This is a genomic window from Streptomyces spinosus, assembly GCF_020400655.1.
Classification (GTDB): domain Bacteria; phylum Actinomycetota; class Actinomycetes; order Streptomycetales; family Streptomycetaceae; genus Streptomyces; species Streptomyces argyrophylli.
The window spans coordinates 69,327-89,560 of record NZ_JAINRC010000011.1; the positions used below are offsets into that span (position 1 = coordinate 69,327).

Here is a 20,234-nt window from a genome sequence, read left to right on the forward strand (position 1 = left end):
GTCCTCACCAGTGCCCGCGATCACTGCCCGGACGCCGTCAGGCCGCCGCGGCGGGGGGACGCGAAGCCCTCCAGGTCGGTGCGGGTCAGGCCGGTGAGGCGGGCGACCTCGGGGAGGTCGAGGGCGCCGCAGTCGAGGCCGCGGAGCAGGTAGCCGCTGAGGGCCTTGGCGGTGGCGGGCTCGTCCATGACGTCACCGCCGGCCCGGTTGGCGTACCGCGCGAGGCGGGCCGCCGCCTGCTCGAACCCCTCGCGGTAGAAGGCGAAGACCGCCGCGTAGCGGGTGGGGAGGTGACCGGGGTGCATGTCCCAGCCCTGGTAGTAGGCGCGGGCGAGGGCGCGGCGGGTGAGGCCGTAGTGCAGGCGCCAGGCTTCGTGGACCTTGGCCGTCGGGCCGACGGGCAGGACGTTGGTGGAGCCGTCGGACACGCGGACGCCGGTGCCGGCCGCCGCCACCTGCATGACCGCCTTGGCGTGGTCGGCGGCCGGGTGGTCGCTGGCCTGGTGGGCGGCGGAGACGCCGAGGCAGGCGCTGTAGTCGAAGGTGCCGTAGTGCAGTCCGGTGGCGCGGCCCTCGGCGGCCTGGATCATGCGGGCGACGGTGGCGGTGCCGTCGGTGGCGAGGATGGCCTGGCTGGTCTCGATCTGGATCTCGAAGCCCAGGCGGCCGGCGTCCAGGCCGTGCGCCTTCTCGAAGGCCTCCAGGAGCCGGACGAAGGCGCCGACCTGCTCGGGGTAGGTGACCTTGGGCAGGGTGAGCACCAGCCCCTCGGGCAGGCCCCCGGCCGCCATGAGGCCGGTGAGGAAGACGTCGAGGGTGCGGATGCCCCGGTCGCGTACGGCGGCCTCCATGCACTTCACGCGGATGCCCATGTACGGCGCCGCCGTGCCGTTCGCGTACGCCTCGGCGATCAGGCGGGCGGCGCGGGCGGCCGTCTCGTCCTCCTCGGCGTCGGGCCGGGGGCCGTAGCCGTCCTCGAAGTCGACACGCAGGTCCTCGACGGGCTCGCGCTCCAGCTTGGCGCGGACGCGGGAGTGGACCGGCTCGGCCAGTTCGCCGGGCAGACCGAGGACCGCGGCGAAGGAGGCGGCGTCCGGGGCGTGTTCGTCGAGCAGGGCGAGCGCCTGGTCGCCCCAGGAGCGCAGGGTGTCCGCGGTGAAGGCGTCCCCGGGGACGTACACGGTGTGGACGGGCTGCCGGGTGCCGGGGTCCCCGGGGTAGCGGCGCTCCAGCTCCGCGTCGACCGGTGCGAGGGAGGCGCTGATCTGCTCGCTGACGGCACCCGCGAGGCTCGTCGCCACCTTCTCCTGCTGACCCATCCCACACCCTCCAGTTTTCCGCTGTACGGAATCAACAATCCGTAGAACGAAGTTATCTGGGTGATTCCCCCTGGTCAACACCCCGTCCGGACCCCGGCCTGCTGTCACCAGGATGCGGCGAGGCCCCGGTGACCGATCCGGTCACCGGGGCCTCGCCGCGCGCCCTGGGAAGACTCAGCCCTTGCGGGTCTTGATCTCCTCGGTCAGCTGCGGGACGACGTCGAACAGGTCGCCGACCACGCCGAAGTCGACCAGCTCGAAGATCGGGGCCTCGGCGTCCTTGTTGACGGCCACGATCGTCTTCGAGGTCTGCATGCCGGCACGGTGCTGGATCGCACCGGAGATGCCGTTGGCGATGTAGAGCTGGGGCGAGACCGACTTGCCGGTCTGGCCGACCTGGTTGGTGTGCGGGTACCAGCCGGCGTCCACGGCGGCACGCGAGGCGCCGACGGCCGCGCCGAGCTGGTCGGCGAGGGCCTCGATGATCGAGAAGTTCTCGGCGCCGTTGACACCGCGGCCACCGGAGACCACGATCGCGGCCTCGGTCAGCTCCGGGCGGCCCGTCGACTCACGCGGCGTACGGCCGGTGATCTTCGTGCCGGTCGCCTTGTCCGAGAAGGTCACGGACAGGGCCTCGACCGCGCCCGCGGCCGGGGCGGCCTCGACGGTGGCCGAGTTCGGCTTGACCGTGATGACCGGGGTGCCCTTGATGACGCGCGACTTGGTGGTGAAGGACGCGGCGAACACCGACTGGGTGGCCACCGGACCCTCGTCGCCGGCCTCGAGGTCGACGGCGTCGGTGATGATGCCGGAGCCGATGCGCAGCGCGAGGCGGGCGGCGATCTCCTTGCCGTCGGCGGAGGACGGGACCAGCACGGCGGCCGGGGAGACGGCCTCGTAGGCGGCCTGGAGCGCGTCCACCTTCGGCACGACCAGGTACTCGGCGTACTCGGACGCGTCGTGGGTGAGGACCTTCACCGCGCCGTGCTCGGCGAGCGTGGCGGCGGTGTCGGCGGCGCCGTTGCCGAGCGCGACGGCGACGGGCTCGCCGAGGCGGCGGGCCAGGGTCAGCAGCTCCAGGGTGGGCTTGCGGACGGCACCGTCCACGTGGTCGACGTAGACGAGGACTTCAGCCATGGGATTGCTCTCCTGCGAAACGAAGTTGAGGGGCGGTCAGCGGGGGCGAGCCTCAGATGAACTTCTGGCTCGCGAGGAACTCAGCGAGCTGCTTGCCGCCCTCGCCCTCGTCCTTGACGATGGTGCCGGCCGTGCGGGCCGGACGCTCGGTCGCGGCCTCGACCTTGGTGAACGCGCCGTCCAGGCCGACCTCCTCGGCCTCGATGTCGAGGTCCGACAGGTCCCAGGACTCCACCGGCTTCTTCTTGGCCGCCATGATGCCCTTGAAGGACGGGTAGCGGGCCTCGCCCGACTGGTCGGTGACGGAGACGACGGCCGGGAGCTGCGCCTGAAGCTGCTCCGAGGCGGCGTCGCCGTCGCGGCGGCCCTTGACCGTGCCGTCCTCGACGGAGACCTCGGACAGCAGGGTGACCTGCGGGACCCCGAGGCGCTCGGCGACCAGCGCCGGTACGACGCCCATGGTGCCGTCGGTGGAGGCCATGCCGGAGACGACCAGGTCGTAGCCGGCCTTCTCGATGGCCTTGGCCAGGACCAGGGAGGTGCCGATGGCGTCGGTGCCGTGCAGGTCGTCGTCCTCGACGTGGATGGCCTTGTCGGCACCCATCGAGAGGGCCTTGCGGAGCGCGTCCTTGGCGTCCTCGGGGCCGATCGTCAGGACGGTGACCTCGGCGTCGTCCGCGTTCTCCGCGATCTGGAGGGCCTGCTCGACCGCGTACTCGTCCAGCTCGGAGAGCAGACCGTCCACGTCGTCGCGGTCGACGGTCAGGTCATCGGCGAAGTGCCGGTCGCCAGTGGCGTCGGGCACGTACTTCACAGTGACAACGATCCTCAAGCTCACGCCGGCTCTCCTACTGCATCGTCATTTCGGGCTGCCTCTTGCAGGCAGCATAGGCGCCTCAAGCGGCCGATCCCGGTCGGGGCGTCCGCGCGCTCCGAACGAAATATTACTCACCAGTACACCTATTGCCTGCCCGCTAAGCAAGCGCTTTGAACTGTGACCTTCGCAACGCAGCGTAACCGGAGCCCGACGGCCTCGCGGAAGGGGGCGGCGCAGCCGGGAGGGACGTGCTCAGTCCCGCAGGCCGTTGAAGCGGCCCTGGTGGTAGAGGAGCGGGCGGCCGGCGCCCGAGGGGTCGCCGAGGACCACCTCGGCGAGCACGATCCGGTGATCGCCGGCCGGCACCCGCCCGACGATCCGGCACACCAGCCAGGCGAGCACGTCGTCCAGCACGGGGACACCCTCCGGGCCCTCCCGCCAGACGGTGGGCGCACCGAAACGGTCCGCGCCGCTGCGGGCGAAGGTGGCGGCCAGCTCGCTCTGGTGCTCGCCGAGTATGTGCACGCCCACGTGGTCGGCCTCGGCCACCGCGGGCCAGCTGGAGGCGCCGGCGCCGATGCCGAAGGAGACCAGGGGCGGGTCGGCGGAGACGGAGGTCAGGGAGGTGGCGGTGAAGCCGACCGGGCCGGACGCGCCGCGCGCGGTGATCACCGCCACGCCGGCGGCGTGCCGGCGGAAGGTGGAGCGCAGCAGGTCGGAGGAGGCGAGCTGGGCGGTGCCGAGGTCGGGCGTGGCCGTCATGGAACTGTCCTTCTGCGGGAGTCGGGGCGTGGGTCCGTGGCAGCTCAACGGCCCGGACAGCGCGCGCTCGCGGTGCGGGCCAGGTCGACGTGGACCCGGCCGTGGAGAAGGAGTTCGGTCGGCATACGGTCAGGCTGGCGATGGATGGCACGTGCAGTCAAGCCGGCTCCGGGATGTGGAAGCCGCCTCACCGTTCCCTGACACCCGCTCACACGGCCTCCCCCAGTGCGGCGATGACGTCCGCTCTGCGCGGCTGTCCGGTGGCGCGCCGCACCACACGCCCCCCGGCGTCGAGGACGAGGACGGTCGGCGTCTTGAGGATCTCCAGCTCGCGTACGAGGTCCAGGTGCGCCTCGGCGTCGACCTCGACGTGGGTGACACCCGGGACCATTCCGGCGACCTCGGCGAGGACGCGCCGGGTGGCCCGGCAGGGCGCGCAGAAGGCACTGGAGAACTGTACGAGCGTGGCGCGCTCCCCCAGTTCGCCGCCGAGTTCGGCCGCACCGAGCCGCCTGCCGTCGTCGTGCCCGCGCACCCGCGTTCTCCCCTTCCGCCGTCCGTACGGCCCTTCATCGGCGCCCGCCGCCGCGAGCACCGCCCGGCACACCACCGGTCCTTTCCCATACAAGCGTTCCCGCGCCCGCGATGATTCCCGGGGGCCCTGACGCGGCCGCAGCCGTCACGGTCCGGCATGTTCCCCCCTTCACGGGGAACCACGACACGAGTGGAGTAAAGGAACGTGAGGATCCACGGTGGGTTGTAGGCCGACGTGACGAGGATCTCGCCGCCGCGGGGCACCAGGACTGGCTCCCCGTCCGTTCTTCGGGCACGATCTGCGAGACGCCGTAAACCTACGGCTGCGTAACTTTCCCGCCGGGAGCCCCTTTCCCGAGCAGAGCAGAAAGGGTCCACCCCGCCCATGGCAGAGCTGGTCTACCGTCCCGTCATCGGTTTCGCCAAGACGATGTTCAAGGTCTGGGACCTGAAGATCGACTGCAAGGGGTCGGAGAACATCCCGCGCGCGGGCGGCGCGGTTCTGGTGAGCAATCACATCAGCTACCTGGACTTCATCTTCAACGGTCTGGCCGCGCTGCCGCAGAAGCGCCTGGTGCGGTTCATGGCGAAGGAGTCGGTCTTCCGGCACAAGGTCTCCGGGCCGCTGATGCGGGGCATGAAGCACATCCCGGTGGACCGCACGCAGGGCGAGACGGCGTACGCGCACGCGCTGGACTCGCTGCGCTCCGGCGAGGTCATCGGGGTGTTCCCGGAGGCGACGATCTCGGAGTCGTTCACGCTGAAGAGCTTCAAGTCGGGCGCGGCCCGGCTCGCCCAGGAGGCGGGCGTCCCGCTGGTCCCGATGGCGGTGTGGGGCACGCAGCGGCTGTGGACGAAGGGCCACCCCCGCAACTTCAAGCGCGACCACCTGCCCGTCACCGTCCGCGTCGGCGAGCCGGTGGAGGCACCGCGCGACCAGTACGCCGGCGCGATCACCCGCCGCCTGCGCGAACGCGTCCAGGAACTCCTGGACGCCGCCCAGCGCGCTTACCCGGGCCGCCCCAAGGGCCCGGAGGACACCTGGTGGCTCCCCACCCACCTGGGCGGCACCGCGCCGACCACCGAGGAACTGCGCACAGCCGCCGCCCACTGAGCCTGCGGCACGGGCAGGTCGCCGGGTCGGTTCCCGTCACCGATCGTCCGGGCGATGTGTCCGTCCCGGTACAGGGTTGCGCATCTTCAGGAACGACGACGCCAGAGCCCTGAGTTCCGCGGGAGTCCGCTCGCACCAGCCTCGCGCCCAGTCCGGGTCGAGCCGTTCGATGGACACGTTCGTCCTTCCGGGCACGCGCTCAGCTCAACAACTGCGCTCACAGCCTGGCAGGCAGCGTCCTGCCCAGGTGCGGGCGGTCCGGTGCGGCGCGCAGGGCGGCGAGGACGACCGGGTGTGGTGCGGCGTACAGGAGCGGATAGTCCACCTCGTGCGACGAGGGGTCCGGGATCCAGGCCAGCCGCTCGCCGTCCAGCGAGAACCGGGCGTCGACACCCGGCTTGTTGCCGCGGGGGTCCTGCCGGTGCCAGGCGCCACGGAAACGGACGGCGACCAGGCCGTGGACCGCGTGCCCGCCCTCACCGTCCCCCAGCCGCTGGTAGCACAGGGCGGCGGGGATGTCCTCGGCCCGCAACAGGGCGGCCAGGGCATGGGACTTGGCGTAGCAGATGCCCGTACCGAGGGCCAGCACGTCGGAGGCGCGCCAGGTGACGCGGAGGTCGCCCGAGTCCTGGGAGTGCGCGATGGCGTCCCGGACGAACTCATAGGCGACCCGCGCATATTCATACGAGTCGGAGACCTCCGCCGCCAGGCGGGCGGCGGTCTGCCGGACCACCGGATGGTGATGGTCGATGACGTCATCGGCGGCCAGATACGCGGACAGGTCGGCGGTGTCCTGGATGAGCTCCATGCCCGCAGAGCATAGGAACACGGTCACCCGGAGTCAATCATTTTTCAGGTGACCGCATACCTATGCATAACGAGAGGGGGGAGAGCCGGCGGCTAGCGCGCCATCTCCTCCTTCAGCGCCGCCACGAACGTGTCGACGTCGTCCTCCGTGGTGTCGAAGGAGCACATCCAGCGCACCACCCCGGCACCCTCGTCCCAGAAGTAGAACCGGAACCGCTTCTGGAGCCGCTCGCTCACGTCGTGCGGCAGCTTGGCGAAGACACCGTTGGCCTGCACCGGGTAGAGGATCTCCACGCCGTGCACCGCGCGGACGCCCTCGGCGAGCCGCTGGGCCATCTCGTTGGCGTGCCGGGCGTTGCGCAGCCACAGGTCCTTGGCGAGGAGCGCCTCCAACTGCACGGAGACGAAACGCATCTTGGAGGCCAGCTGCATCGACATCTTCCGCAGGTGCTTCATCTGCCGCACCGCGTCCTGGTTGAGCACGACGACCGCCTCGCCGAACACGGCGCCGTTCTTCGTGCCGCCCAGGGAGAGGATGTCGACGCCGACCGCGTTGGTGAACGTCCGCATGGGCACGTCCAGGGAGGCGGCCGCGTTGGCTATCCGGGAGCCGTCCAGGTGCACCTTCATGCCGTGCGCGTGGGCGTGCTCGCAGATCGCGCGGATCTCCTCGGGCGTGTAGAGGGTGCCCAGCTCGGTGCTCTGGGTGATCGACACCACCTGGGGCATCGCCCGGTGCTCGTCCTCCCAGCCCCAGGCCTGCCGGTCGATCAGCTCGGGCGTGAGCTTGCCGTCCGGTGTCGGCACGGTGAGCAGCTTGAGCCCGCCCATGCGCTCGGGCGCACCGCCCTCGTCCACGTTGATGTGCGCGCTCTCGGCACAGATCACCGCGCCCCAGCGGTCCGTGACCGCCTGGAGCGCGACCACGTTCGCGCCCGTGCCGTTGAAGACCGGGAAGGCCTGCGCGGTGGCCCCGAAGTGGCTCCGGATGATCCGCTGCAGGTTCTCGGTGTAGTCGTCCTCGCCGTACGCCACCTGGTGGCCGCCGTTCGCCAGGGCCAGGGCGGCCAGCACCTCGGGGTGCGCTCCGGCGTAGTTGTCACTGGCGAAACCGCGGACCTGCGGGTCGTGGTGGCGACGCGCGTCGGTCTTCGGAGGGTTCACGGCTTCTCGGTCAGCCACAGACGGTTTCCGTTCACTTCCGCGGCGGGCTTGCTCCAGACACCCTCGATGGCCTCGGCCAGGTCCTTGACGTCCGTGAAGCCCGCGAACTTCGCGTTGGGGCGTTCGGCGCGCATGGCGTCGTGCACCAGCGCCTTCACCACCAGGATGGTAGCCGCGGACGTCGGCCCCTCGGCGCCGCCCGCCTTGCGGAAGTAGTCGGCCATGGCGAGCGTCCACGCCTCGGCGGCGGCCTTGGCCGCGGAGTACGCGGCGTTGCCGGCGGTCGGCTTCGACGCACCGGCCGCGCTGATCAGCACGTACCGGCCGCGCTCGCTGCGCTGCAGCGCCTCGTGGAAGGCGAGGGAGGTGTGCTGCACGGTCTTGACGAGCAGCAGCTCCAGGAAGTCCCAGTCGTCCAGGCTGGTCTTGGTGAACGTCTCGCTGCCCCGCCAGCCGCCCACCAGGTGCACGAGCCCGTCGACCCGGCCGAAGTCCTTCTCGATGTGCGCGGCCCAGTCCCGGGTGGACTGCAGGTCGAGCAGGTCCACCGTGTCACCGGTGACGGTCGCGCCACCGGAGGCGTACCGGGCCGCGTCGACGGCCTCGGAGAGCCGCTGCGGGTCGTTGTCCGCCCCGACGACGGTCGCCCCGGCCTCGGCGAGCCGCAGCAGCGCCGCGCGCCCGGCGGGACCGCCCGCACCGGCCACCGCGATCACCGCGCCGCTGAGCGGTCCGTTCGTCCCGTTCCCCATGTTCTTCCCCTCTGAAGCAGTGTTCCGGACGACGCGGTCGCTCACGCGGCGATCCGCTCGGCGGTGTCCGCCGTGATGCCCTTGGTGGAGGCGATCACATTCTTCAGCTTCTTGGACAGGGCCTCATAGAACATGCTCAGCGGAAACTCGTCGGCAAGCACGTCGTCCACGAGCTTGCGCGGGGGCTGGGTCAGGTCCAGGGCGTCCGGGCCCTTGGCCCACTTGGACCCGGGGTGCGGGGCGAGGTAGGTGGACACCAGCTGGTAGCCGGCGAACCAGTGCACCAGCTTCGGGCGGTCGATGCCGTCCCGGTAGAGCTTCTCTATCTCGGCGCACAGCTGGTTGGTGACCTGCGGGGCGCGCTCCCAGTCGATGGAGAGCTTGTTGTCGGTCCAGCGGACGACGTCGTGCTTGTGCAGGTAGGCGAAGAGCAGCTGGCCGCCGAGCCCGTCGTAGTTGCGGTTGCGGTCGCCGGTGACGGGGAAGCGGAACATGCGGTCGAAGAGGACCGCGTACTGCACGTCACGCGCCTGCGGGACGCCGTCCGCCTGGAGCTTCACGGCCTCCTTGAAGGCGGTGAGGTCACAGCGCAGCTCCTCCAGGCCGTACATCCAGAACGGCTGGCGCTGCTTGATCATGAACGGGTCGAACGGCAGGTCGCCGTGGCTGTGGGTGCGGTCGTGGACCATGTCCCAGAGCACGAAGGCCTCTTCGCAGCGCTTCTGGTCGTGGACCATGGCGGCGATGTCCTCGGGCAGTTCGAGGCCCAGGAGGCCGACGGCGGCCTCGGTCACGCGACGGAAGCGGGCGGCCTCGCGGTCACAGAAGATGCCACCCCAGGAGAAACGTTCCGGCGCCTCGCGCACGGCGATCGTCTCCGGGAAGAGCACGGCGGAGTTGGTGTCGTAGCCCGAGGTGAAGTCCTCGAAGGTGATGCCGCAGAAGAGCGGGTTGTCGTACCGGGTGCGCTCCAGCTCGGCCAGCCAGTCCGGCCAGACCATGCGCAGCACGACCGCCTCCAGGTTGCGGTCCGGGTTGCCGTTCTGCGTGTACATCGGGAAGACGACCAGGTGCTGAAGGCCGTCGGCGCGGTTCGCGGCCGGGTTGAAGGCCAGCAGGGAGTCCAGGAAGTCCGGGACCTTAAAGCCGCCCCCGGCCCAGCGGCGCAGGTCCCTCACCAGCGCCTCGTGGTAGGCGGCGTCGTGCGGCAGGAACGGGGAGAGCCGCTCGACCGCGTCGGCGACACGCTCGACGGCCGCCATGGCGTCGGCCCGCTCCGGGGCGCCCTCGGCGTCGAAGTCGATCGATCCGTCCTTCGACTGCCATGGCCGAATCTGCTCCACGGCATCCTTGAGCACGGGCCAGGCCGGGTGCTCCACCACCCTGGTCAGCGGAGAAACCTGATCCTCCACACCCGACTGCACAAGAATTTCCGTCATGTCCCATCCTCCACAGGAGAACCTCGCGTAGAGACACCGTATGCATACCCGGTTTCTCTCAGCAAGAGCAGAATCGGGAGATTATTCTGTCGGACCCCTTGGTCACCGACATTTTTCCTGCGGTAAACCGTGACGACGCTCACTTCCGCGACAACATGCGAGCCGGGGGCGGCCGTGGTCCGATGGGTACCGGCCGGCGGGCGGCCGTCCGGGAGCCGGAAGCCCCGGTGCAGCCACGGGTCCAACGCGCGGCCCGGCCACTAGGCTGCGAGCCTGCCGCGTGGACGACGACGTCCGGTACGGGGGCCGTCGGTCCGCGCGTCGCCGAGCCGCCGTCGACGGAAGCGAGTTGACCTTGAACTTCCTTACCATCGGACATCGCGGTGTCATGGGCGTCGAGCCCGAGAACACCCTCCGTTCCTTCGTCGCCGCGCAGCAGGCCGGCCTGGACCTGATCGCACTCGATCTGCACCTCAGCAAGGACGGCGCCCTGGTCGTCATGCACGACGCGGAGGTGGACCGCACGACCGACGGCTGCGGACCGGTCGCCGAGAAGACCCTCGCGGAGCTGCGCGCCCTGGACGCGGGACGCGGGGAGCGGGTGCCGGTGTTCGAGGAGGTCCTGGAAGCGGTCGGCACCCCGTTGCAGGTCGGGATCGAGGACGTGGCCGCGGCGCGGGCACTGGCCGAGGTGATGCGCGCGCGTGACCTGACCGCGCGGGTCGAGGTGTCGTCGTTCCAGGACGAGGCGGTCGCCGAGATCGCGCGGCTGGTGCCGGGCGTGCGCACCGCGCTGGTCGCGAGCCGGTACGGCACCGACGTGGTGGACCGTGCCGTGGCCGTGGGTGCCGCCACGGTGTGTCTCGACATCCGCCGGCTCACCCTGGAGATCGTCGAGCACGCGCGCGCGTCCGGGCTGCGGATCATCGGCTGGGTGGTCAACACGCAGGACCAGCTGCGGCTGGTCCGTGCCCTGGAGCTGGACGGGGCGACGACCGACTATCCCGAGATCAAGCGAACCGGCAGGTTCACCGCCTGACCAGGCGTACGGGCCCGTGCCCGCACGGCTGCCGTGACCTCACACCAGCGGCTTGACCAGCAGCTCGAACCGCAGGTCGGAGCGGAGCGGGATGCCGAAACGCTCGTCGCCGTACGGGAACGGCTGCGTCCGGCCCGTACGGCGGTAACCGCGGCGCTCGTACCAGGCGATCAGGTCCTCCCGCTGGGAGATCACCGTCATCTGCATCTCGGTGACGCCCCAGGTCTGCCTGGCCAGGCGCTCCGCCTGCGCCATGACGACCTTGCCGAGGCCCGCGCCCTGGAGGGCGGGACTGACCGCGAACATGCCGAAGTAGGCGTGGTCGCCGCGGTGTTCCAGCTGGCAGCAGGCGACGACACGGCCGTCCCGCTCGGCGGTCAGCAGCCGGCTGCCGGGGGCCTTGATCACCTCCTGCACGCCCTGCGGGTCGGTCCGCTGACCCTCCAGCAGGTCCGCCTCGGTGGTCCACCCGGCCCGGCTGTCGTCCCCCCGGTACGCCGACTCGATCAGCGCCACGAGGGCGTCGACGTCGGCGTCGGTGGCGTCCCGGAAGGTGAGTCCGGTGGCGGTGGCGTCCATGGTTGCGGTCTCCGATCTCGGGCGTGGCTGAGCCAGGGACGAGGGTAACCCTGCCGCTAGGCTCCCCCCGCATGGTGCATGTACTCAGCAGCCGGATCCTGCTCCGGCCCACCGACCCCGAGCGCTCCCGCGCCTTCTACGGCGAGCAGCTGGGGTTGTCCGTCTACCGCGAGTTCGGTACCGGCCCCGAGCGCGGCACGGTCTACTTCCTCGGCGGCGGTTTCCTCGAGGTGTCCGGCCGGTCCGAGGGCCCGTCCTCGCCCGCGGCGCGGCTGTGGTTGCAGGTCGGGGACGTCACAGCCGCGGCCGGGGAACTGCGGGCGCGCGGCGTCGAGATCGTCCGGGCCCCGGTGCGGGAGCCGTGGGGCCTGGTCGAGATGTGGATCGCCGACCCGGACGGCACCCCGATCGTGCTGGTGGAGATCCCGCCGGACCACCCCCTGCGGTACCGGCCGGGGATCTAAGGCCTCTCGTTCGGACCAGGCCGGATCCGCACGGGAGGACCCAGCCTCCGGACAGGCCGGGGCACGTGCCGTCCGGATATGACATATACGGCATGTGCTGGAAAGATGGCGATTGCGGCATCTCGTGCTGGTGGGTTCATCGGACTCCCCGGCTGGACGGGCTCAGACAGGCGAGAGGAGCGCATCATGATCGCCAAGTTGCTCGGCAAGCTGTCCTTCACCCGCCGCTACGGTGCGTACGGATCCCACGAATGGGACGCGTACGCCGGCGACTGAGTCTGAGGGCACTCCCGGCGGGCGCCCCGGGCGCCCGCCGGCCGTGAGCCGCGCTGCCGAGGGCGTCGCCCTGGACAGGTACGAAGGTCGGGGACGATCTCATGAGCCGGATGAATGAGCCGCCGCGGCTGCCCGGAGGCGGCTTCGCCGCGTGGAGCCGTGACCGGCTGGCGGAGGCACGGCGTGGCCTGGACGAGTGCGGGGACGTCTGGCAGCTGGAGCCGGGTGTCTACGTGGCCGCCACGGCCGGGCCGTGCGAGGCCGTACTGAGCCGCGCCGAGGACTTCCCCAAGGCACCCTCGCCGCTCTTCCCGCCGTTGAAGGGGTCGAACGGGACGCCGTCGGCTCAGCAGCGTCTGCACGCCCACGCGGCCCGCATGCGCGGACTGCGCGCGCAGGCGGTCGCGGCCCGGGTGGGCGAGATCGCGCCCGGAGCCGCGCTCTTCGCCGACCGGTGGCCCACGGGCCAGGACGTCGAGGTCCTGACCGCGGCCCGGCACGCCCTCGCGGAGATCGGCGTCCGCTACCTCTTCTCCGAGGACGCTCCGGCCCTGCTGCCGTTCGCCGCACGGCTCTTCCTCGCCCGGGAAGTGCTGGTGCGCCCCTCCCGCTGGGAATGGCCGCGGTGGGTCCCCACCCCGGCACGGCGGTTCCGCACCCGGCAACAGGCCGCCTTCACCGACGCCTTGCGGCCCGTCGTCCGCCGGCGCCTCGCGTCGGGCCGGCTCGGCGACGACGTGCTCGGGCAGATGCTCCGGCCCTCCTCGCGCTACGGCCCGCTGCCGGAGGAGGCCGTCCTCGACACCCTCCCCGGAATCACCGTCGCCACCTTCGAGGCACCCACCCGGGCAGCCGGCTGGATCCTGCTCCACCTGGCCCGGCACCCGGGGGCGGCGGACCGTGTCGCGGCCGAGGCCGCCGCGCTGCCCGCCGACCCCGCCGCGACGACCAGCGCCCACCTGGACGAACTGCGCTACACCCAGGCGCTGGTACGCGAGGTGCTCCGGCTCTACCCCCCGAGCTGGCTGCTGACCCGGCGGACCGCACGGCCCACCGAGCTCGCCGGCTACACCCTCGACGCCGGCTCCACCGTTCTCGTCTGCCCCTACACCGCGCACCGGGACGCACGCGAACACGCCGAGCCCGACCGGTTCCGGCCCGAGCGCTGGCTCGACGATCCGGGCTCGCCGGCCGGTCCCGGCGCCTTCCTCTCCTTCGGCACCGGGCCGCACGGCTGCGAGGGAGCCGCCCTGGCCATGGCGATGCTGACCCTCCTGACCGCGCACACGGCCCGCCGCCACCGCTTGAGCGAGCCGCCCGGACCGGAACCCGGCTTCCGGGTCACCACCTTCGAAGGTCTGGCGACCCCCGGCCTGCGCCTGCGGGCCACCTCGCGGGACCCGGTGCGGTCCCGCCCCGGGTGACCGGCTCGCCGGTCACGGTCGGCTCACCGTGTGCCGCCGGCCGAACTCGCCGGCGAGCAGGCCCATCACGACGAGGTCGTGGTGCCGGCCGGCGAAGAAGACGTGCTCCCGCAACCGTCCCTCCTCGGTGAAACCGAGCCGGCGTGTGAGTGCCAGCGACGCCTCGTTGCGGGCGTGGACGACCGCCATGCACTTGTGATAGCGCCGCTCCTCGAACATGAAGCGCAACAGCAGCGTCAGGGCTTCCGCGGCGTAGCCCCTGCGCCGGTGCTCGGCGCCGATCGCGACATCGAACTCGAACCAGCCCGAGTGACGGCCGGTGCGGTGCGAGGCGACCGTGCCGACCACCTCCTGCCCGGCCGTCGTCTCGACCGCCAGCCGGAACCGGTCGCCGTCGCACCCCGCGACGGCCTGCTCCCTCGCCCACGCACGGTGGCTCTCGGCGGACCGGGGCAGGTCCAGCCGGCCCACGCGCCGCCCCTCGTCGGCGAGGCGCGCGAACGCCGTCCAGTCGTCGGGCTCGATGGCGCGCAGGCGTACCCGTTCACCAGTCCAGGACGATGCCATGCCCGATTGGAACACGCCGCGGTACGCCCGGGGCCGCCAGGCACGCCGGGACGGGAACGCGGCGGCAGGTCCCGCTACGCCCCAAGGCTTCCCGTCCGGCCCTCCAAATGGCTGAGCAACTCGCCGAGCAGACCGGCGAGTTCACCCTGCCCGGCCGGGTCGAGCACGGACAGTACGGACGTCTCGTAGGCGAGTTGTCCGGGGAGGATGCCGTCGACCAGGTCACGGCCGGTGTCGGTGAGGCGGACGTGGGCCACGCGGCGGTCGCGGGTGTCACCGCGCCGTTCGACCAGGCCGCGCTCGGTCAGCTGCTTGATCCGCTTGGTGACGGCGGCTCCGGAGGAGAAGGTCTCCCGGGCCAGTTCGCCCGGGGTCAGCTCGTGTCCGGTGCGGCGGAGCGCGCCGAGCAGGTCGAACTCGGCGCGGCTCAGGCCGGCCCGGCGCAGCGGGGCGTCCTCGGCCTGCTGGAGCAGGGCGGCGCAGCGGTTGATCCGGCCGATGATCTGCATCGGCCCGGTGTCCAGCTCGGGGTGGACGGCCCGCCACTGGCGGACGACGGCGGAGACGGTGTCGCCGCGCGCGGGGTCGGTGCCGGTCCGGGGCCGGTTACCGGTCGCGTCGCTCCCGGGCGTCGGTCCGCCGTTCGTCGCCGTCATGGCCGTATGTCCTCCGTCGTCCTGCCCGGGTCCTGGACCCGGTCGCGGTCCTGGTCGGGGCCCGGCGCCTGGTGGCCGTCCGGGTCCTGCGGCACGAGGCCCTGCCGCCGTACCGTCGCCGCGAGCGTACGGTGTCCGGCCTGCTCGGTGAGCACGAGCCGCTCCTCGGGCAGGGCGCGCTGCCACCACTCGCCGGCGGCGGCGTCGGCCGTGGCGCGCAGATCGACGAGGGCGGCGGCGAGGGCACGGCGGGCGGACTCCAGCGCGCGAGGCTCGGCGTGCGGCCCGGAGAGCAGGCGGGCGGCGTGCTCGCGGGCCCGGTCCGCCGCGGTCAGGGCGTGCTCCAGGCGGTCGCCCGCGCGCCGGTTGGTGACGGCGACGGCGGCGAGGAAGCCGACCAGGGCGCCGACGAGGGTGTCCACGATCCGGTCGGTGATCAGCTCGGTCGCGTCCTGGGTGCGGGCGAACTCGGTGATGAGCAGGGCCATCGGGGTGACGCAGACACTGCCCAGCCAGTAGTTGCGGCCGATCAGCGCCTCGGCCCCGAAGTTGAGGGCGAGGCAGCACAGCACCAGGGCGGCGGGGTGCAGATGGGTGAGCGGGGCGAGCGCGGCGAAGAGGAGGACGCCGAGGAGGTTGCCGACGACCCGCTGGACGCCCCGGCTCCAGGTGAGGGTGACGTTGGCCTGGTAGAGCGAGGCCGCGGTGACCAGCGCCCAGTAGGGGCGGCCGACGCCGAGCGCCAGGGCCGCGTATCCGGCGAGGGCGCAGCCGAGCGCGGTGCGCACGGCGAGAGGGGCGAGGGGGGCCAGGCGGTGCCACGGCGAGCGGGCCGGGAGTGCCTGTTCGGCGGCCAGACCGAGGAGTTCGTCGGCGGACTCGCGCGGCGTCTCGACGCGCGGGACGCGGCCGGTGCCGCGCAGGTCGCGGGCCCAGGCGCGCAGCCGGACGGGGTCGGTGTCGGCGGGCGCGGCCAGGGCGACCTCGGCGCGGACGACGAGCTGCTCGAGGGCGCGCCGGGTGCGGTCGGGGTGGGCGCCGGCGGCGAGCAGCGACTGCCAGGCGGCGTGGATCGCGGCGGCGGTCGCGGCACGGGCCCGGGCGTGGCCGTCGGCGGTGCCGCGCGTCTCGGCGTACGCGGCGGCGGCGTTCAGGGCCTGGGCGGTGGCGCGGCGCTCGGGGCCGTGCGGGCGGAGCAGCCCGGGGGCCATGCCGACCAGCCAGGCCCAGGCGCCGGCGGCCAGGGCCAGGCCGACGTGGCCGGGGACCTGGCCGGGGGTCTGCGGAGCGAACAGCGAGGCGGAGCTGATGAAGGTGAGGACCACGTTGCCGGGCGGTCCGATACGGGTGGCGTCGCACACGGTCTTCTGGACCGCCGCGAGGACGGCGCCGACGGTGACGAGGACGACGGCGCTCGTGGTGAGTGCGGCGGCGAGCAGGGAGACGGCGAGGCCGCCGACCATGCCGAGCACGACCCAGAGGAGCGTGCGGGCCCGGGCGGCGTAGGGCCGGTTGTGGCCGTAGAGCGCGCACAGGGAGCCGGCCATCGTGTACATGGCGAGGTCGAGGCGGCCGAGGGCGAGCAGGGTGAGGTTGGGCGGGGCGACCGCGGCCACGACGCTCAGCGCGGGCTTGAACCAGATGTCGGAGGGGCGCCCGAGGCGGAGGGTCGTGGCGAGGGGAAGACGGTGGCGGGTCGCACTGCTCATACCCAACAACTTAGCATGTATTTTACCTGTAAAACAGTTGCGGAGAACCGGGCGGAGAACCTGGTCACCGACCGTGCTCCCCCGCATGCTCCCCGTGTACCCCCTTGCGCTCGCGTGCGCTCCGCCGACGATGGGCATCGCACCCTCGACCGACCGTCGAGCGTGGAGGTGCGCGTGCACGGACCGGTGTCGATCGCCTGGCTGCTGGTCGCGCTGTGCGCGCTGACCGGGGCCTACTGCCTGCTGCGGATGCGCAGCGGTGTCGAGGAGCAGCGCCGGGCCGCGGGCGGCGAGGCGCTGATGGGCTTCGGCATGGCCGCGATGGCCGTCCCGGCGGCGGTGTTCACGCCGCCGAGATGGGCGTGGCCGGTGTACGCGGCCGTGTTCGGCGCGGCGGCCCTGCGCGCGCTGTGGGCCGCGCGCGATGCCCCGCACCATCTGCACCATCTGGTGGGCAGCGCCGCGATGGTCTACATGGCGGTGGCGATGGCCGCGTCCCCGCCCGCCGCCCATCACGGGCACGGCGGCAGCGGCGTGCCGATGCTCACCGGCGCCCTGCTGCTGTACTTCGCGGGCTACGTGCTGTTCTCCGGTGCCCGGCTGGTACCCGCCCCCGCGCCGGCGGGCGGAACAGGCCCCACGGGCGGGGGCGGCCCGGCGCACTGGGGCGACCGCCCCGAACTGGCCCGGGCCTGCCGCCTGTCGATGGGGATCGGCATGATGGCGATGCTGCTGGCGATGTGACGACCGCCGGGCTCCTCGCGGCGGCCTGCGCGCTCCGGCCGTGCCGCCGGGGAGGCCGTACGGGGGCGTCGCGCCGAACCGCTGGTGGGTACACCGCCGCCGCGCACGTCCTTGCCCGTGGCCGGGCAGCCGGGGGCACGCCCAGCCGGGCACCCACCGCACATCGAGTGACGGTCCGTTTCCTCGCCCGGCTGGCGGCTGGCGGCTGGCGGCTGGACGGTGCCGTCCGTCCCGCGGGGCCTACCCTACGGAGACGTGGTCGCGGTGTCCCCGCTCCGCCGGGACTTGGCCACGGCGCCTCGCTTGCACAAGGATCACGGCATGCGCCATCGCCCCTCCGCTCCCCCGTCGCCCCCCGTCGCCGAGCCACCGACGGCGCTCCGCAGAGCCGCCCGCCTGGCCGCCACGCTCGGCGCCTGCTTCCTGGTGCTGCTGGTGCTCGTCGCCCTGCGCTGGCACCCCCTGATCACCGTGGACGGCGGCATCTCCCGCACCACCCACCGCTGGGCGGTCGGCGACCACGCGGTGACGCGGGTCTTCCGGGTCCTGACGGACTGGGTGTGGGACCCGACCACCATGCGTCTGGTCTGCGCGGCGGCTGCGGTGTGGCTCGTCTGGCGGCGCGCGGCCTGGTGGACCGCGCTGTGGCTGGCGATCACCTGCGCGGTGGCCACGCTCGTGCAGCAGGCCGTGAAGTCCGCCGTCGGCCGGCCCCGCCCGGTCTGGCCGGACCCGGTCGACTCCGCGCACTACGCGGCCTTCCCGTCCGGTCACGCGATGACCGCCACCGTCGTCTGCGGCCTGCTGCTGTGGCTGCTGCACCGTCACGGCCCACGCCCCGCCCTGTGGCGGGCCGCGGTGACGGCGGCAGTCGTCTCGGTGCTGGGTGTCGGCGTCACCCGGGTGTGGCTGGGCGTTCACTGGCCCTCGGACGTGCTCGGCGGGTGGCTGGCCGGCGCGGCGCTGGTCGCGGCGGCGGTGACCGTCCACGAGTGGCCGCGCGCCGGCGGGACGCGACCGTCGCGCGGCCGGTGGAGTCCGGGCGCATGACCGCCGTGCGGCGCACCGAGGCGGCCGAGTCGTGGCTGCGCGCGGTGCTGGACGAGACCGGTTACCCGCTGTCCGAGCCCGCACCGACCCGCACCGCGCGGGCTCTGGAGGCGGCCGGCGCACAGCCTGGCGGTGGGGAGCCATTGGAGCTGCCGGCGGACCTCGCGGCGCTGTGGGCGGTGCGGGACGAGACCGCGGAGCTGCAACCTCTTCGGCGTCGGGCGGCGCCTCAGCGCCCCGACGCGATGCTGCCGGTACTGGATCTCGTCGGCTGAGCACCGACCGCGAGCGGACGCACCGCACCGCCCGTCTGAGACGATCCCCCGCGTCGCCCCAGACGGACGGCTGTTCCGGGCGGGCCCCAGGCATGGGGATACCCGCTGCGTTGAGTATAGTTGGCTGGCAGCCAGTCAACGCAGGAGTTACAGGATGTCCCCGCGCAGCGCCTCGGTCAATGAAGAATTGCGGCGGCGTTCCCGGGAACGGCTGCTGCAGGCCGCCGTGGAGCTGGTCGGCGAGCACGGGTTCGAGGCCACGACGCTGGGCGACATCGCGGACCGGGCCGGTTCGGCGCGCGGTCTGGTGTCGTACTACTTCCCCGGCAAGCGCCAGTTGGTGCAGTCCGCCGTGCACCGGCTGATGCACCGGACGCTGGAGGAGGCGCTGGAGCGGGAGCCGCGCACCGAGGACGGCCGGGAACGGCTGGCCCGGGCCATCGACGCGATCCTGGGCCTCGCCCGGGACCGGCCCGTGCTGATGCGGCAGCACATGGCGGGCCTGCTCCAGGCCGAGGGCTTCGTGCAGTGCCCCGAGCAGCGCCGCCTGGCGGAGCTGCTCAGCGACACCGTCGCCCTGTACGGCGCGCAGAACGTCTCGGCCGACTACCCGATGCTGCGGGCCCTGCTGATGGGCGCGGTGTACGCGGCGCTCGTGCCGGGGGTGCCGATGCCCGTGCCGGTGCTGCGGACGGAGCTGTTCCAGCGGTATGGACTCGAGTGGGAGATGGGTGTGCCCCCGGAGAGCGAGGAGGGGCGCGGGGCGGGGCAGGGGGACGTCTCCCGGTTCTTCGCCACGGAGGAGCGGCCCGGCACTGTCTGACGCGGTCCGGCCGCTGTGTCAGCGCCGGGCGTGACGGGGTGCGAGGAGGCCCGCGTCCCGCGCCTGGGCGATCAGCCGCAGGGCGCGCCGGCGACCGCGTCCGGTCGCGTTCATCACAGCGAGCACCGGGTCGGCGCCCGCGTCCTGCGCCGCGCGGTACTCCCGCGCGACGAGTCGGCGGCCCTCGGTGCCACGCGGCCAGGGCGGCCGGGCACGGCCGGCGACCGCCGGGCCGGCGTCCGGCCGGGGTTCCCAGATCCGCGGGCCCCCGGCGTCCGGGTCCACGCCGGCACCCGCTCCGACCACGCCCACCCCGCGTGCCACGCCGGAGGCGGCGCCCACACCCCATGCCACCTCGGCGTCCGCGCCCTCACCGCAGGCCACACCGGCACCGACGTCCACGGCAGACGCCGCACCGTCATCGCCATACGCACCGGACGCGGCACCGTCATCGCCGTACACACCTGAGGCGGCGCCTTCGTCGCGGTACCCACCGGACGCGGCGCCATCATCGCCGTACACACCTGAGGCGGCGCCATCATCGCCATACGCACCGGACGCGGCACCGTCATCGCCGTACACACCTGATGAGGCGGCGCCTTCATCGCGGTACCCACCAGACGCGGCGCCATCATCGCCGTACCCACCAGACGCCGCACCGTCATCGCCGTACCCGCCAGACGCGGCGCCGGCACCGCCGTACCCACCGAACGCCAGGGGGTCATCGGCGTCCCCTTCGCATGCCGCGCCCGTATCCGCGAGCGCGCCGAAGGCCGCGTGAGC

Annotated in this window: 21 protein-coding genes and 1 pseudogene; 8 read left to right on the forward strand and 14 right to left on the reverse strand. The window is 72.7% G+C overall.

Annotated elements, in window-relative coordinates; genetic code table 11:
* Nucleotides 1–20: 20 nt before the first annotated feature.
* From LG395_RS21210 to LG395_RS21230, 5 genes are all read right to left on the reverse strand, one after another.
* Complete coding sequence (locus LG395_RS21210; protein WP_225810854.1) at nt 21–1,319, reverse strand: DUF6986 family protein; 1,299 nt, start codon at nt 1,317–1,319, stop codon at nt 21–23.
* Nucleotides 1,320–1,493: 174 nt separating this feature from the next.
* Nucleotides 1,494–2,456, reverse strand: a complete 963-nt coding sequence (locus LG395_RS21215; protein ID WP_171158757.1) for an electron transfer flavoprotein subunit alpha/FixB family protein — start codon at nt 2,454–2,456, stop codon at nt 1,494–1,496.
* Nucleotides 2,457–2,508: 52 nt separating this feature from the next.
* Complete coding sequence (locus tag LG395_RS21220; RefSeq protein WP_171158756.1) at nt 2,509–3,294, reverse strand: electron transfer flavoprotein subunit beta/FixA family protein; 786 nt, start codon at nt 3,292–3,294, stop codon at nt 2,509–2,511.
* A 231-nt stretch (nt 3,295–3,525) separates the two neighbouring features.
* On the reverse strand, nt 3,526–4,035 hold the full coding sequence (locus tag LG395_RS21225) for a flavin reductase family protein (protein WP_171158755.1): 510 nt from the start codon (nt 4,033–4,035) through the stop codon (nt 3,526–3,528).
* Nucleotides 4,036–4,243: 208 nt separating this feature from the next.
* Nucleotides 4,244–4,645, reverse strand: coding sequence for a thioredoxin family protein (locus LG395_RS21230; protein WP_225811006.1), 402 nt, complete (start codon nt 4,643–4,645; stop codon nt 4,244–4,246).
* A 309-nt stretch (nt 4,646–4,954) separates the two neighbouring features.
* Here LG395_RS21230 and LG395_RS21235 point away from each other — a divergent pair, with 309 nt between their 5' ends.
* Nucleotides 4,955–5,683, forward strand: coding sequence for a lysophospholipid acyltransferase family protein (locus LG395_RS21235; protein ID WP_171158753.1), 729 nt, complete (start codon nt 4,955–4,957; stop codon nt 5,681–5,683).
* 217 nt (nt 5,684–5,900) lie between these two features.
* On the opposite strand, the gene LG395_RS21240 is transcribed toward LG395_RS21235, so the two are convergent.
* The 4 genes from LG395_RS21240 to LG395_RS21255 all read right to left on the reverse strand — a co-directional run bounded on the left by LG395_RS21240 (nt 5,901) and on the right by LG395_RS21255 (nt 9,845).
* On the reverse strand, nt 5,901–6,491 hold the full coding sequence (locus LG395_RS21240; protein WP_225810855.1) for a transglutaminase-like domain-containing protein: 591 nt from the start codon (nt 6,489–6,491) through the stop codon (nt 5,901–5,903).
* Between the two features lie 92 nt (nt 6,492–6,583).
* Entirely contained in the window at nt 6,584–7,654 is a 1,071-nt protein-coding gene (locus tag LG395_RS21245) for a threonine aldolase family protein (protein ID WP_171158751.1), read from the reverse strand.
* On the reverse strand, nt 7,651–8,406 hold the full coding sequence (locus LG395_RS21250) for an SDR family NAD(P)-dependent oxidoreductase (protein WP_171158750.1): 756 nt from the start codon (nt 8,404–8,406) through the stop codon (nt 7,651–7,653). The genes LG395_RS21245 and LG395_RS21250 overlap by 4 nt, the downstream gene beginning before the upstream one ends.
* Nucleotides 8,407–8,447: 41 nt before the next feature.
* Nucleotides 8,448–9,845 carry a DUF6421 family protein gene (locus LG395_RS21255; RefSeq protein WP_171158749.1) on the reverse strand — a complete coding sequence of 466 codons (1,398 nt, stop codon included), beginning with the start codon at nt 9,843–9,845 and terminating at the stop codon, nt 8,448–8,450.
* Between the two features lie 355 nt (nt 9,846–10,200).
* On the opposite strand from LG395_RS21255, the gene LG395_RS21260 reads away from it, so the two are divergent.
* Nucleotides 10,201–10,884 (forward strand): glycerophosphodiester phosphodiesterase, encoded by a 684-nt coding sequence (locus LG395_RS21260; protein ID WP_171158748.1) that lies wholly within the window; start codon nt 10,201–10,203, stop codon nt 10,882–10,884.
* Between the two features lie 39 nt (nt 10,885–10,923).
* On the opposite strand, the gene LG395_RS21265 is transcribed toward LG395_RS21260, so the two are convergent.
* On the reverse strand, nt 10,924–11,463 hold the full coding sequence (locus tag LG395_RS21265) for a GNAT family N-acetyltransferase (protein WP_225810856.1): 540 nt from the start codon (nt 11,461–11,463) through the stop codon (nt 10,924–10,926).
* A 71-nt stretch (nt 11,464–11,534) separates the two neighbouring features.
* On the opposite strand from LG395_RS21265, the gene LG395_RS21270 reads away from it, so the two are divergent.
* Nucleotides 11,535–11,927 (forward strand): VOC family protein, encoded by a 393-nt coding sequence (locus LG395_RS21270; RefSeq protein ID WP_171158746.1) that lies wholly within the window; start codon nt 11,535–11,537, stop codon nt 11,925–11,927.
* 386 nt (nt 11,928–12,313) lie between these two features.
* Nucleotides 12,314–13,627, forward strand: a complete 1,314-nt coding sequence (locus tag LG395_RS21275) for a cytochrome P450 (RefSeq protein ID WP_225810857.1) — start codon at nt 12,314–12,316, stop codon at nt 13,625–13,627.
* 12 nt (nt 13,628–13,639) lie between these two features.
* Here the strand turns inward: LG395_RS21275 and LG395_RS21280 are convergent, their stop codons facing one another.
* From LG395_RS21280 to LG395_RS21290, 3 genes are all read right to left on the reverse strand, one after another.
* A complete protein-coding gene (locus LG395_RS21280; RefSeq protein WP_225810858.1) occupies nt 13,640–14,194 on the reverse strand; it encodes a GNAT family N-acetyltransferase in 555 nt (184 codons plus the stop codon).
* Nucleotides 14,195–14,268: 74 nt separating this feature from the next.
* Entirely contained in the window at nt 14,269–14,850 is a 582-nt protein-coding gene (locus LG395_RS21285; protein ID WP_171158744.1) for a MarR family winged helix-turn-helix transcriptional regulator, read from the reverse strand.
* On the reverse strand, nt 14,847–16,559 hold the full coding sequence (locus LG395_RS21290; protein WP_225810859.1) for an FUSC family protein: 1,713 nt from the start codon (nt 16,557–16,559) through the stop codon (nt 14,847–14,849). Before LG395_RS21290 ends, LG395_RS21285 begins: the two co-directional genes overlap by 4 nt.
* Before the next feature lie 174 nt (nt 16,560–16,733).
* Between LG395_RS21290 and LG395_RS21295 the strand changes: the two genes are divergently transcribed.
* From LG395_RS21295 to LG395_RS21310, 4 genes are all read left to right on the forward strand, one after another.
* Nucleotides 16,734–17,303, forward strand: a complete 570-nt coding sequence (locus tag LG395_RS21295) for a DUF5134 domain-containing protein (protein ID WP_225810860.1) — start codon at nt 16,734–16,736, stop codon at nt 17,301–17,303.
* A 321-nt stretch (nt 17,304–17,624) separates the two neighbouring features.
* Nucleotides 17,625–18,353: a phosphatase PAP2 family protein gene (locus tag LG395_RS21300; RefSeq protein ID WP_372463455.1), complete on the forward strand. Its 729-nt coding sequence runs from the start codon at nt 17,625–17,627 to the stop codon at nt 18,351–18,353.
* Nucleotides 18,350–18,628: a hypothetical protein gene (locus LG395_RS21305; protein ID WP_225810861.1), complete on the forward strand. Its 279-nt coding sequence runs from the start codon at nt 18,350–18,352 to the stop codon at nt 18,626–18,628. Before LG395_RS21300 ends, LG395_RS21305 begins: the two co-directional genes overlap by 4 nt.
* A gap of 154 nt (nt 18,629–18,782) precedes the next feature.
* The gene (locus LG395_RS21310) at nt 18,783–19,451 is read left to right on the forward strand and encodes a TetR/AcrR family transcriptional regulator (protein ID WP_225810862.1); all 669 of its coding nucleotides are present in this window, start codon (nt 18,783–18,785) and stop codon (nt 19,449–19,451) included.
* A gap of 18 nt (nt 19,452–19,469) precedes the next feature.
* On the opposite strand, the pseudogene LG395_RS41900 reads toward LG395_RS21310, so the two are convergent.
* A pseudogene (locus LG395_RS41900) lies at nt 19,470–19,670 on the reverse strand (DUF6214 family protein); the annotation flags it as partial.
* Nucleotides 19,671–20,234 lie beyond the last annotated feature (564 nt).